The sequence below is a fragment of the Mesorhizobium sp. M1B.F.Ca.ET.045.04.1.1 genome (genome assembly GCF_003952465.1).
Lineage (GTDB): Bacteria > Pseudomonadota > Alphaproteobacteria > Rhizobiales > Rhizobiaceae > Mesorhizobium > Mesorhizobium shonense.
Window position 1 is genome coordinate 7,050,158 of record NZ_CP034448.1, and the last position, 12,209, is coordinate 7,062,366.

Genomic DNA, 12,209 nt, shown 5'->3' on the forward strand with positions numbered 1-12,209 from the left:
ATTGCCAAAATCAGCTCGCGCCAAGGCTTTCACGGCACAAATATCAGAAATACGTAGGTAAAAAACACCACGATATGAACCATGCCCGTCAGGAACGTGGTTCTTTCGGTGCTAAAGCTGACGCTGCATATGAAAAGCGCCAAAGTCAAAAGCACCGCGTCTGCCGCCGGAAGCCCCAAGGTTAATCCTCTGCCCGTCAGCAGGCTGGCGGCCGCGACCGCCGGTATCGTCAAACCGATCGTGGCGCAAGCCGAACCCATCGCAACGTTCAAGCCGCGCTGCAGCTCATTGTTGAGCGAAGCGCGAACCGCCGAAATGGCCTCCGGCATCAAGACCAGGCCCGCGATCAACGCCCCCACAATGCTGTCGGCCTGGCTCACCTGGTAGGCAACGAGCGTATCCTCGACACTTGCGGCGACCTGCTCGGCGAGCATGACGATTCCAATCAGCCCGCTTAACAGCAGCAGGACGCTGACGGAAATGCTTTCGTGGGAAGCGATTCGCATCGAAACGTCGTGCACCTCTCCCTGGACGAAGTCCTCCCGGTGGCGGACCGTCTGGGCGAATACGAAACTTGCATAGAGCAGCACGGAAAGGACGCTGACAAACCCAAGCTGAGCTGCCGAAAACGTGCCGGGATCCGTGGCTCGAGTGTAGGTCGGCAGAATAAGCGTCATGACGGTCAGCGCGATCAGGACCGCAAGATACGCGCTGGTCCCTTGCCGAAGGATCGCCTGCTTGCGGTGAAGCCAGCCGCCAAGCGTGAGACACATGCCGACAACGCCGGTGGAGGTAATCATCACCGTCGAGAAAACGGACTCACGCGCCAGCGTCGGGTTGTTCGTTCCATGCAGCATCATGGACACGATGATCGACACTTCGATCGCCGTCACGGCGAAGGTCAGCACCAATGTTCCGTACGGCTCTCCCACCCGCCGGGCCACGGCCTCGGCGTGGTCGAGCACCACGAAAATGGTGGTGAACATGATCGCGCTCGAAAGTGCTCCAACAACAATCCTGACGTTCAGCGAACCTTCATCCACCGAAAGGCCGCTGGCCCTGACCGCGACAGCCATCACCAGGGCGGCCAACGGCATCGTGTAGGAAATCACCGACCGTCCGAATCCAGCCATTGAAGCCCCCTGCGTTTCCGCGAATTTAGCGGAAAAGCCCAGGGGAAGCACCTCGGCCGATATCAGTGCGAAGCGGGCAAGCCCATCGCCCGGCGCTCGAGTTCTTCAAGCGATGCGGCGCCGCACTTGTGGCGGGCGATTTGGCCGGCTCACGAGCGATCTCAAAGAACCCGCGACAGGAACTCGCGCGTGCGCGGCGATTGTGGGTCGGCGATCATCTCGCGCGGCGCGCCGCGCTCGACGATCACGCCGCCATCCATGAAGACGAGCTGGTCGCCGATCTCGCGGGCAAAGCCGATCTCGTGGGTGACGACGACCATGGTCATGCCGCTCTCGGCGAGATCGCGCATGACCTGCAGCACCTCGCCGACGAGCTCGGGGTCGAGCGCCGAGGTCGGCTCGTCGAAGAGCAGCACCTTAGGCTTCATCGCCATGGCGCGGGCGATCGCCACGCGCTGCTGCTGGCCGCCCGACAATTCGCGCGGATAGCGGTCGACCTTGTCGAGCAGGCCGACACGCTTGAGCAGGACCTCGGCCGCGGCCTTCGCCTGGTCGGGCGCGATGCGCCGCACCTGCGTCGGCGCCTCGATGAGGTTCTCCATCACGGTCATGTGCGAGAACAGGTTGAAGGACTGGAACAGCATGCCGATCTCGGCGCGCCGCTGGCAGAGCAGATCGTCCTTCACCTCGTAGAGCTTGTCGTCCCGGAGGTCGTAGCCGACGAACTGGCTGTCGACGAGCAGAAGCCCGCCGGTGATCTTTTCCAGATGGTTGATGCAGCGCAGGAAGGTGCTCTTGCCGGAGCCCGACGGGCCGATGATGCAGGCAACCGATCCTGCCGGCACATCGAGATCGATGCCCTGTAGCACTTCCAACTGGCCATAGGATTTGCGCACGCCGCGCGCGAACACCATGGAATCGGCGGGCACACCAAAGCGGGCGCGGTTTTCGGACTTCACGTCGCTCATCGGGCGATGCCCGCCAAGCTTACGGCATTGCGCAGCGCGCGCATCGTCAGCGGGTCACGGCGCGTGTCGCTGCGGCCGAAATGGCGCTCGAGGAAATGCTGCCCGACCGACATGATCGAGACCACCGCGAGGTACCAGAACGCCACCACGATCAAGAGTGGGATTGTCTCGAAGGTGCGCGCATAGATGCTCTGCGCGGAATAGAACAGATCGTCGACCGCGATGAAGGTCACCAGCGACGTCATCTTGAGCAGGTTGATGGCCTCGTTGCCGGTCGGCGGCAGCACGAAACGCATGGCCTGTGGCAGCGTGATGCGCTTCAGGATCATGCGGTAGGGCATGCCGAGCGCGCTCGCCGCTTCCGCCTGGCCCGGCGGCACCGATTTGATGCCGGCGCGGATGATCTCGGCCATATAGCCCGCCTCGCAAAGCGAAAGCGCGACGACGGCCGAGAAGAACGGCGTCATGAAATCATTGGTGCGGGCGGAGAACATCGTGCCCAGGAACGGCAAAGTCAGCGAGACCTCGCGCACCAGCAGCGACAGGTTGAACCAGAAGATGAGCTGGATCAGCGCCGGCACGCCGCGGAAGAACCAGACATAGACGCCGGCGAAGCCGCGCAGCACCGGGCTCGGCGACACGCGCATGATGGCGATGACGGTGCCGATGACGATCGCCAGCGCCATGATCACCACGGTGAGGATCAAGGTGTTGGAAAGGCCGCGCATGATCGAGGGATGGAACAGATAACCAGCAGCCGTGCCCCAGGCGAAGGCCGGGTTGCTGGCGAAGGCCCGCACGACGAGGAAGGCCAGCAGCAGGGCGAATGCCGTGCCGACCCAGATGCCATAGCGGCGCTGCGGCACGACGGTGAGCCGCGCCACAGCGGCGGCGGCGCCCGGCTCGACGCTCATCTCTGTCGGGTGGGCCGTGCCCATCGCTCATCTCCTGATACCAACCGGCGCCTGGTACAGGACCGGGCGCCGGATCTCCGCTCACCACGCCGCAAGCCCAACGGGCATGCAGGCGCGCCTGCTAATTCTGCGCATGATCCTTCCCGAAAATCGATTCCGATTTCGGGTCGGTGCCTTAGTCGGCGCGCAACGCGTCCATGCTGTTGACGAAATACGGTTCCTTGATCGCATAAGCACCCATGCCGTATTTCTCGAGAACGGCCTTGTAGGCGCCGTTCTTGAACAGCTCGGCCAGCGCCGCAACCATCATGTCGGCGGTGCCTTTGTCGTCCTTGGCGATGGCGAGACCCAGCGGCGCGACGTCATAGAGGGTCGGCAGGACGACGAGCTGGCCCTTGCTGGTCACCTCGAAGTAGCTCGATGCGGTCGCATCGTCCATGCGGGCGTCGACGCGGTCGGAGAGCACCGCCTGGACGATGTCGGTCGAGGAGTTGAACACCGATTTCTCGATCGCCGCCTGGCCCTTGTCGGCACATTCCTTGCTGAGCTTGTCGACCAGGAAGTCGGACGCGCTGCCGGCCGAGACGCCGATCCGCTTGCCGCAAAGCGGCGTGTCGCCGCTGAAGCCAGCCTTCTTGTCCGGCGAGGTCGAGACGGCGAGGCCTGCCTTCAGGAACATGACGAAGTCGACCTGCTTGAGGCGCTCGGGCGTAGCCGAGAAGGTCTCCCAGGCGATCTTGAAGCGGCCGGCCGCCAGGCCGGGGATCATCGACGGGAACGGCGTGCGCTGGATGTCGAGCTTGGCGCCGACCAGCTTGGCCACCTCGCCGGCAAGCTCGATGATGATGCCGGTCTGCTTGCCGTCGGCGTCGAGATATTCGAACGGCGCGTAGTCCAGCGTGTTGGCGACGTCGAGCATGCCTGTCTGCTGGACCTCCGCCGATTTCGAGATTTCGGCCGCCTTCGAAAGGCTGCTCCAGGCCGTGGCAAATGCAGCCAGCGCCAGGCCGGCCATGCGCAGATTTGTTCTCATCGTCGTTCCCCTTTTGCTTGTTCGGTGATTGCAGTTTCTCAACCGCCTCGCCACCGCACCGCTCGGGCCGGCGCCGATCCGGACCGTCGGTTCGCTTACGCGCTTGCCGTCTCCGCGGCCTTCTTCTTGCGGTAGTGGTAGTTCTTGTCGATGCGCTCCATCAGGTAGTCGCCATAGAGCACCGGCTCGTATTTCGGCTTGGCGCCGGCCGGCACGCAGACCGGCAGCGCCTCGATCGTCTCGTCCATCGACGGGTCGAAGAAGAAGGGCTGCGAGTAGCGCTCGCGTCCGGACCGGTTGATGACGCGGTGCGGCGTCGAGACGAACTGGTCGTTCGACCAGCGCGCCAGTATGTCGCCGACATTCATCACGAATGAATCCGGGATCGGCGGCGCCGGCACCCATTCGCCGGCCTTGTTCTTGACCTCCAGGCCGCCGACATCGTCCTGCGCCAGCAAAGTGATGAAGCCGTAGTCGGTGTGCGGAGCCGAGCCGAACAGCCCCTCCTCCTGCGGCTGCGTCGGATAATGCAGCAGCCTGAGGAACGTGGTCGGCTGTTCGAAATAGCGGTCCAGGCTGCCGGCAGGCAGGCCAAGCGACAGCGCGATGGCGCGGACCATCTTGCGGGCGAGCGTGCCCATCTCGTCGACATAGCGCTCGATCGTTTGCCTGAAGCCATGCAGCGCAGCCTCGTCCGGCCACTGGTTCGGGCCCTGCAGCGGCTTTTCGGCGAGCGCCCGCGGATCATCTTCGCCTACCTCGTGCATGAAAAAGATCGACTCGCTCTGGTTCGGCTTGCTGACGGTCGCTACGGAAGAGGTGACGATGGTCGAGCCGGCAAAGGGCAGGTAGCCGCGAAAATTCCTATCGATCTTGAGCTTGAGCTTCTCTTCCTCGGGCAAGGCGAAGAAGCGCTTGCTCGCCTCGCGCACCGCCTCGACATCGGCTCGCGGGATCGGATGGCCGACGACATAGAGGAAGCCGATCGTCTCGAGATAGCGGCGCAGCGTTGCCGCGGTCGCCCCGATCACGCCTTGGTCGGTGCCGTAAAGAGCCGACACGTCGAGGATCGGAATTTCGGAAAAGTCGCCGCGCTCTCGTTCGCCCATTTTCGATCACCCTGTCTTGAACATAAGATACAGTACTGTATTTCTACACATCCGAACGGGCTCATCAATAGGCTTTCGAAGGCAGGCACGACATGGCACCACGCAAGATCATCATCGACACCGATCCCGGCCAGGACGACGCCTTCGCGATCCTGTTCGCGCTCGGCTCGCCGGCCGAGATCGAGGTGGTGGGCATCACCACGGTCGGCGGCAACGTGCCGCTGCCGCTGACCTCGAAGAACGCGCTGAAGGTGGTCGAGCTCGCCGGACGGCCCGACGTGCCGGTCTATGCCGGCTGCCCGGGGCCGATGGTGAAGACGCTGATGACGGCCGAATATGTGCACGGCAAGACCGGGCTCGACGGCGCCGACCTCCCCGAACCGGTGACGCCGTTGCAGAGCGAGCACGGGGTGAACTATCTCGTGCGGGCGATCATGGATGCGCCGGAGGGCGAGCTTACCGTCTGCACGCTGGGCCCGATGACCAATCTGGCGATGGCCATGACCATGGAGCCGAGGATCATTCCGCGGCTGCGCGAAGTGGTGCTGATGGGCGGCGGCTTCTTCGAGGGCGGCAACGCCACGCCCGCCGCCGAATTCAACATCTTCGTCGACCCGCATGCGGCGCACAAAGTGTTCGACAGCGGCGTGCCGCTGACGATGGCGGGCATCGACTGCACCTACACCGCGATGATGACGCTGGAATGGCTGGACCGCCTGCGCGCCACCGGCAGCAGGGCCGCGATCGAGGCCGCGAACCTCGCCGATTTCTATCGTCAGTACGGCAGCCACAAGTTCGGCACGCCGGGGCGGCCGATCCACGACGCCTGCGTCACCGGCTATCTCCTGGCGCCGGAGATCTACGAAAAGCGCCAATGCGCGGTGACGGTGGACATCGTCTCGCCCGAGACGATCGGCATGACCGTCGTCGACTGGTGGCATGTCACCGGACGGCGCAAGAATTGCAACGTGCTGCGCCGCATCGAGCCGGCGCCGTTCTTCGAACTCATGCTGCAGCGGATCAGCGCGTTGCCCTAAAGCGCGTCGCGCTGAAACGGATTCAGGCGACGCGCTTTAAGTCCTTGCTTTGATGCATGTCGTTGTCCCAGAACCGCGCACACTTCCGGGCGACGTGCAATAACATCAGGTTCCACAGTGGACAGCGGCGGTAGCGGGTTGCGAAGCGGGCAAACATCGGCTTGATCGGGGACGGCTCGGCGAATTGCCGCCGGCCGCCATGGAGGCCTGGAAGCAGTTGAAAGCGGATGCCGCCTTGGCGAAAACGAAACGATCGTCCGGAACGCGAGCCAGATCGACGACCGCCCGGCAGACGCTGAGCCGCGAGGCCTGGATCGCCGCGGCGCGAAAGGTGCTGGAAAAGCGCGGCATCGCCGAGGTCAAGATCGACCGCTTGGCCAAGCAGCTGAAGGTCACGCGCGGCAGTTTCTACTTCCACTTCACCAGCCTCGCGGACCTCCGCGATGGGCTCCTGCAGGAATGGCGCAACATCAACTGCGCGCCGTTCTGGGCGATGCGCGACATGCACGACGTGGACGGCCTGCAGTTCTTCACCGACATCGTGCATGTCTGGGTCGACGAGGCGCCCTTCAGCCCGCTGCTCGATCTTGCCGTGCGCGACTGGTCGCGGACGTCGAGGAAGCTGGCGCAGGAAGTGAAGGATATGGACGACCTGCGCATCGCGCTGCTCGTCCGCTCCTTCCGCGCCATGGGCTATTCGCCGGACGAAAGCCTGGTCAGGGCTCGCATCACCTATTTCCACCAGATCGGCCAGTACGCGCTGTCGTTCAAGGAGGATCCGGCCGTGCGCCGCAGCTACCAGCCGCTGTTCGGCGAAGTGCTGCTCGGCCCGCTCGTCCAGGAACCCGGTTCGGCGCCAAGGCCGTCGGAGGGACGAAGCGGAAGGCGGTAGCGGTCGGCGGGGCGCTTCTGGCCTTTAGGTCCGGTTGGCATCGGCGCGCTGCTCCCTTGCCCTCCTACAGATATCATCCAATTTTTCGCGGACCCGGTCGTTATCAAACAGCAGCTTGGCGCGTGGGAATCCTCTGCTGCGAAGCTCCGATTCGATGGCAAGCCATCCTTCATAGTCGCCAGAGGCCGCGAGTTTCCCGGCTTCGCGCCACATATGCACGTCACGCTCTCGGGACACACCCTTTCCCCCCGCGCTTTTGCGCTGAGCATATAGAAGGTCGGGCCGATATGTGAATGCATATTGCATTTCGGAGAATCTCAAATTGGGACACTACCGATAGCGCGGCTGCCTGGCATGATATATAAAGATTGCCTAATATGATCGCTTAGCCAAAAGAGACGATTTCGGGGATGCCCAGTTATACGAACAGAGGGGTGCTATCGAAGAGCGTGGTCGAAATGGGCCTGTTCTCCGCGGTGATGAACGCCCTGCTGCTGGTTCTGCCTCTCTACATGCTGCAGGTATATGATCGGGTTTTGCCCGCCGCCAATTTGGACACTCTCACCTACCTGACATTGCTTGCGCTTTCGTCGCTCTTGCTCTTCGGCGTGCTCGAAGTCGTGCGGGGTGTATATGCAAGCCGGCTCGCCGCGCGACTGGATGTCTCTTTGGGTGCATCGTCTTTTCTCGCTGCAATGAGCGGCCCCCGCGCTGGCCTCGGCGATGTCCAGGCCTTGCGCGACTTGGCCACCCTGCGAAATTTCATCGCTTCGAGGACCATCTTCTTTCTCTTCGACCTTCCTTTCGGGCCAATCTTCGTGGGCCTGCTCTATTTCATCCATCCGTTGCTCTTCCTGGTGACGGTCGTCGGGGCGGTTCTCATGGTCGCCATCGCCATGCTGAACCAGATCGCGAGTTCGCGACCCGGCAAGGAGGCGGCGGAGAGTCTCAACGCCTCAATGAATTCGGCGCAGGCCTTCGCCCGAAACTTCGAAACCGTTCGCGCGCTTGGCATGGTGTCCAACGCGATAGAGTTCTGGGGGACCCGTTTTTCCGGCTCTCTACACGCCTCGGATGGGCTCGCTCGCATCAATTCATTTTATGGCGGTGTATCGCGCACCACCCGTTCGACACTGCAGATCGCGATATTGGGGGTCGGCGCTTATCTGGTTCTCCACAACGAGATGACCGCCGGTATGATATTTGCGTCCTCGATGATTTCGGCGCGCGCTCTGCAACCTCTCGATCAGATCATCGGGAGTTGGCGGCAGATCATCGACGCCAATCTTGCGTGGAAGAGGCTTTCGGCTCTCCGATCTGGACCCGACAACCAGGAAAACGTGGCATTGCCGGCTCCTGAAGGAGCGTTAAGCGTGGATCAAATAGTCTATCATCTTCCGGGCGCGGCCGACGGGTCGCTGCCGCTGATAAAGCGCTTGACCTTTGAAGTCGCCACCGGCGAAACGGTCGCGATTGTGGGGCCGAGCCAGGCTGGAAAATCGACTCTGGCGCGCCTCATCGTCGGTGCGATCGAGCCCCGCTCGGGGGCGATCCGGATCGACGGCGGCGATATTCGAAACTGGGATTCGGAAGAACTCGGCCGCCATATTGGTTACCTCCCGCAAGATGTGGAACTCTTCCCGGGAACCATTGCCCAAAATATCACGCGTTTCGAACCGGATGCGCCCGACGAGAAATTGGTCCAAGCAGCCCAGCGGGCGCAAGTGCATGAGCTCATCCTGGGTCAGAGGGATGGCTATTCGACGCTGATCGGTCCGACCGGCGTTCGCCTTTCGGGTGGCGAGCGTCAGCGCATCGGGCTTGCTCGCGCCTTTTACGGCGATCCCAAGGTGCTGATTCTCGACGAGCCCAATGCAAATCTCGATTCCAACGGCGAAGCCGCGCTCGAGCGGGCGATCATCGGGGCGCGTTCACGAAAAACGACCGTGCTTGTCATAACCCATCGGCCCTCTCTCGCTTCCAAATGCGATCGCATATTGATGCTGCGCAGTGGCCAGATCGAGGTCTACGGTTTCACCAAGGACGTGCTCGATAGACTTGTCACGCGACGGGGCCAAGCGGCGCGGCCCGCAGCCTCTCAGTCGCGTGGCAGCGAAGGAGTGGTGCCTTTCCCGTCATCTGCGCGCGGGGAGATGAAGGTCGCCAATGACGGTTCCTAGCCAAACCATCGGCGCCAAGACGTATCGCTGGCAGCGCAACGTCGATACACGCACGGATCGGATCACGCTGGCGGGGTATGCAAGCGTGTCCGTTTTCTTGCTTGGCTTCGGATTCTGGAGCGCAACGGCGCCGATTGCCGGAGCAACGATCGCGCCAGGAGTGGTCGCAGCAGCTGGACAGAATGTCATGATCCAGCATCTCGAAGGTGGCGTGGTCAGCAGCATCAAGGTCCGAGAGGGTGACAGAGTCCTACGAGGCCAGGCCCTGATCGTGCTCGATCCAACGGTGGCGCAGTCCCAGCTCAACCGGGTCCTCAAACAGTGGGTCGCACAAAAAGCTGAAATCGCGCGGCTCGAGGCAGAACGGGACGGCCTGGAGAAAATCGTCCTGCCCCGCGATCTAGGCGCCTATTCAGCCGCGCCCGAATTCAGTGACGTCTTTGCAGAGCAAACCAAGGAGTTCCAGGCTCGGCTAGCGCGCTATGCCGCAGAACAGGAGATTCTGAGGGAACGGGCAGCAGCCCTTCAGGAAGCCGTTGCCGGCTTGAGGGCGCAGAAGGATGCTGCGGGAAACCAGCTCGCGATCGTCAATGCCGAGACGGAACGCAAAAGGCACTTGCTGGAAAAGGGACTGACAAATCGTTCTGAATACACCGATCTTCTGCGTAGCACCGCCGAGTTGGTGGGTCAGGCGGGATCGCTGGAGGCGCAAATCGCCAGCTCGGCGACCCAGACCGTGGAAGCGCGTCAAGAGATTGAAAGACTTACAACCAGCCGGGTCGAAGATGCCGTCACGGAACTGAACAAAGCCCGGGCGCAGGTGGCGGACCTTGAGGAACAAATCAACGCCGCCCGATCGGTCCTGGTGCGGACGACCATTCGTGCCCCGGTGGACGGCATCATCGTCCGCTCGCTTTACAATTCCGAAGGCAGTGTCATCCGTGCCGGCGAGGTTGCAATGGAGCTTCTGCCGACCAATGAACTTATCGTCGAGGCAAAGATCAAGCCTGAAGACATCGATTCTATCCGGGTCGGCCAAGGCGCGAACATGATGTTCACTGCCCTCAACGCACGGACAACACCAAAAGTGTCCGGAAAAGTGTTCTACATTTCGGCGGACCGGCTGATCACACCCAGCACTGGACAGCCGTATTACACCGTGCGGCTTAAGATGGCCGACAAGCTGCCACCGCAGGTCAAGCCCGAGCAGATCTACCCAGGCATGCCGGTCGAAACCTTCATTTCAACCGGCGAGCGAACCTTTCTGACCTATCTGACCAAGCCGCTGGTGGATTCGTTCCAGCGCGCCTTTCGGGAAAGATAGGCCCGCGCCCGCCCTTCGCCGTGCCATGGTGCGATCGCATGATCGGTCAAACGACGAACACGTCGTGATAGGTCAGGGCCGCCCCGGGCTCCAGGTGGGCGATTTCCACCTGGGGGGTCGATTTTGAGCCGTCGGGATCATAGTACAGAACGCCCGTGGCCCGGTTGTAGAGCAGGTGATCGTTGCTGTGTTCGGCGTGTTCTCGCAACTCGAAATACCCCGAGTTCACCTGCGTCGGGCTGGACCAGGAACCGGAGCCGAGCTTGGTGAAGACGGCATTGTCGAGATAGAGCGCGTCATGTGCCGCGTCGAAGTCGGTGAGTGTGTCGACATTGTCGGGGCCATAGGCCGTGTCGAACACGAAGGTGTCCTCGCCCGCGCCGCCGGTCAGCACGTCGTTGCCACCCTCGCCCCGCAGTGTGTCGTTGCCAGCCAGGGCATCATAGGTATCGGCCGCGCCAGTGCCGACAAATGTATCGTTCCCGGTCGTTCCGTGGGTCGGGTCGGTCGGCGGGATCGGGTCGGTCGACGGGGTCGGAGGTGACGGTGTCGGGTCGGTCCCGTCATGGGCTGCATGCCAGGCCGCCTTGGCGTTGGCCCAGTAATCGCGGGCCGCCTGGCCTTGAAGCACCGTCCAGCCGGCGGGCGGCACTGGATAATCCGACGGCAGCGGCGTGTCAGAGAGGTTGAGATAGTAATTGCCGTGCGACTCGACCGTCTTGTCCCAGGCATGCTGCAGCCGCTCCTGGCCGTTGTGGTGAACGTCGGTGATCGCCACCACGCAGTCGATAAAGTGCAGGCTGGGCACGACATCGTTAGAGCCTGTGCCATTGTCGAGTTTGAATGGCGAACCGTGGGTCACCACGCCTTTGCGAAGGTACTCTCCCATGCCTAAAAGCATGCCATCCATGGTGACCGTGTTGTCAGACCCATCCACGTCACCGTCGCCAAGGCTCACTCCGGAAAACACGTGGTCGAACAGGGAATCCCGGATGGTGCCGCCGATGACGTCGTCGTCCTCGACCGCGTCGTCTCGTGAGTTGCCGACATAGGAATCTTCGATGAGGAAGGTGCCAGTGCCGCCGACACGGATGCCATCCCAGGGCTGGGTGATCGTCCAGTCGTCGATCGCAAAGCTGTGGGCTGAATTTACACGGACTGCGGCGGAGTTGACGTAAATGTCCTCCCAGTCGCCGGTTTGGGAGACCGTGCCGTTGATCGTGCCGCCCAAAGCCAGGAGGTTGTCGCCGGGGTTGACGACCGCGAAGGGATAGAGGTTGGTGGGGCTTCCCTGATTGGCGACGATCCACGAGGCGTTGGTGGCATCGATAAGGGTGTCGGCGGGCAGACCGGATGCTTTATATTGGCGGTAGCCATAGTCACCGGTCAAGACAATGGTATTTGTATAGGCCATGCTTGGCCCCCTTTCACACCCCCGTCCCTTTTCGCCCAAACGCCTGAAGCCAGAAAGGCCTGGATCCACCAGAGCCCCGTTAGCGGTATCGCGCAAATCACAAAATGTAAAAAAAATCTCAAAATGTAAAAAATATGTCCCTCGCAGAAACGCTATGCCGCAGCGATTTCAGCGCGGCTTCTTTTCAGTGGTCTCAACGCGGCTT

General features: G+C 62.1%; 11 protein-coding genes. 4 read left to right on the top strand and 7 right to left on the bottom strand.

The genetic code is table 11. The annotated features are described in order from the left end of the window. Positions 1-29 precede the first annotated feature (29 nt). The 5 genes from EJ071_RS34860 to EJ071_RS34880 all read right to left on the bottom strand — a co-directional run bounded on the left by EJ071_RS34860 (position 30) and on the right by EJ071_RS34880 (position 5,157). On the bottom strand, positions 30-1,133 hold the full coding sequence (locus EJ071_RS34860; RefSeq protein ID WP_126101900.1) for a calcium:proton antiporter: 1,104 nt from the start codon (positions 1,131-1,133) through the stop codon (positions 30-32). Positions 1,134-1,294: 161 nt separating this feature from the next. Beyond that, positions 1,295-2,101, bottom strand: coding sequence for an amino acid ABC transporter ATP-binding protein (locus tag EJ071_RS34865; RefSeq protein WP_126101901.1), 807 nt, complete (start codon positions 2,099-2,101; stop codon positions 1,295-1,297). Beyond that, the gene (locus EJ071_RS34870; protein WP_126101902.1) at positions 2,098-3,039 is read right to left on the bottom strand and encodes an amino acid ABC transporter permease; all 942 of its coding nucleotides are present in this window, start codon (positions 3,037-3,039) and stop codon (positions 2,098-2,100) included. Before EJ071_RS34870 ends, EJ071_RS34865 begins: the two co-directional genes overlap by 4 nt. A 151-nt stretch (positions 3,040-3,190) precedes the next feature. Next, positions 3,191-4,048 (bottom strand): ABC transporter substrate-binding protein, encoded by an 858-nt coding sequence (locus EJ071_RS34875; RefSeq protein WP_126101903.1) that lies wholly within the window; start codon positions 4,046-4,048, stop codon positions 3,191-3,193. 95 nt (positions 4,049-4,143) lie between these two features. Continuing rightward, positions 4,144-5,157: a 2OG-Fe(II) oxygenase family protein gene (locus EJ071_RS34880; protein WP_126101904.1), complete on the bottom strand. Its 1,014-nt coding sequence runs from the start codon at positions 5,155-5,157 to the stop codon at positions 4,144-4,146. A gap of 92 nt (positions 5,158-5,249) precedes the next feature. Between EJ071_RS34880 and EJ071_RS34885 the strand changes: the two genes are divergently transcribed. Both EJ071_RS34885 and EJ071_RS34890 read left to right on the top strand, forming a co-directional pair. Beyond that, positions 5,250-6,194, top strand: coding sequence for a nucleoside hydrolase (locus tag EJ071_RS34885; RefSeq protein ID WP_126101905.1), 945 nt, complete (start codon positions 5,250-5,252; stop codon positions 6,192-6,194). Between the two features lie 217 nt (positions 6,195-6,411). Beyond that, positions 6,412-7,086, top strand: coding sequence for a TetR/AcrR family transcriptional regulator (locus EJ071_RS34890; RefSeq protein ID WP_126102848.1), 675 nt, complete (start codon positions 6,412-6,414; stop codon positions 7,084-7,086). 24 nt (positions 7,087-7,110) lie between these two features. On the opposite strand, the gene EJ071_RS34895 is transcribed toward EJ071_RS34890, so the two are convergent. Further along, positions 7,111-7,392, bottom strand: coding sequence for a hypothetical protein (locus EJ071_RS34895; protein ID WP_189521336.1), 282 nt, complete (start codon positions 7,390-7,392; stop codon positions 7,111-7,113). A gap of 152 nt (positions 7,393-7,544) precedes the next feature. Between EJ071_RS34895 and EJ071_RS34900 the strand changes: the two genes are divergently transcribed. Both EJ071_RS34900 and EJ071_RS34905 read left to right on the top strand, forming a co-directional pair. After that, positions 7,545-9,266 (top strand): type I secretion system permease/ATPase, encoded by a 1,722-nt coding sequence (locus EJ071_RS34900; protein WP_189521337.1) that lies wholly within the window; start codon positions 7,545-7,547, stop codon positions 9,264-9,266. After that, positions 9,253-10,590, top strand: coding sequence for an HlyD family type I secretion periplasmic adaptor subunit (locus EJ071_RS34905; protein WP_126101908.1), 1,338 nt, complete (start codon positions 9,253-9,255; stop codon positions 10,588-10,590). The genes EJ071_RS34900 and EJ071_RS34905 overlap by 14 nt, the downstream gene beginning before the upstream one ends. 46 nt (positions 10,591-10,636) lie before the next feature. Here EJ071_RS34905 and EJ071_RS34910 read toward each other — a convergent pair whose 3' ends face one another. Continuing rightward, positions 10,637-12,004, bottom strand: coding sequence for a calcium-binding protein (locus EJ071_RS34910; RefSeq protein WP_126101909.1), 1,368 nt, complete (start codon positions 12,002-12,004; stop codon positions 10,637-10,639). Positions 12,005-12,209: the final 205 nt, after the last annotated feature.

Excerpts from the sequence above, each read along its gene's own strand:
- EJ071_RS34865 (WP_126101901.1), bottom strand. The coding sequence starts at position 2,101 with ATGAGCGACGTGAAGTCCGAAAACCGCGCCCGCTTTGGTGTGCCCGCC.
- EJ071_RS34895 (WP_189521336.1), bottom strand. The coding sequence starts at position 7,392 with ATGCAATATGCATTCACATATCGGCCCGACCTTCTATATGCTCAGCGC.
- EJ071_RS34870 (WP_126101902.1), bottom strand. The coding sequence starts at position 3,039 with ATGGGCACGGCCCACCCGACAGAGATGAGCGTCGAGCCGGGCGCCGCC.
- EJ071_RS34880 (WP_126101904.1), bottom strand. The coding sequence starts at position 5,157 with ATGGGCGAACGAGAGCGCGGCGACTTTTCCGAAATTCCGATCCTCGAC.
- EJ071_RS34875 (WP_126101903.1), bottom strand. The coding sequence starts at position 4,048 with ATGAGAACAAATCTGCGCATGGCCGGCCTGGCGCTGGCTGCATTTGCC.
- EJ071_RS34860 (WP_126101900.1), bottom strand. The coding sequence starts at position 1,133 with ATGGCTGGATTCGGACGGTCGGTGATTTCCTACACGATGCCGTTGGCC.
- EJ071_RS34885 (WP_126101905.1), top strand. The coding sequence starts at position 5,250 with ATGGCACCACGCAAGATCATCATCGACACCGATCCCGGCCAGGACGAC.
- EJ071_RS34905 (WP_126101908.1), top strand. The coding sequence starts at position 9,253 with ATGACGGTTCCTAGCCAAACCATCGGCGCCAAGACGTATCGCTGGCAG.
- EJ071_RS34900 (WP_189521337.1), top strand. The coding sequence starts at position 7,545 with ATGGGCCTGTTCTCCGCGGTGATGAACGCCCTGCTGCTGGTTCTGCCT.
- EJ071_RS34910 (WP_126101909.1), bottom strand. The coding sequence starts at position 12,004 with ATGGCCTATACAAATACCATTGTCTTGACCGGTGACTATGGCTACCGC.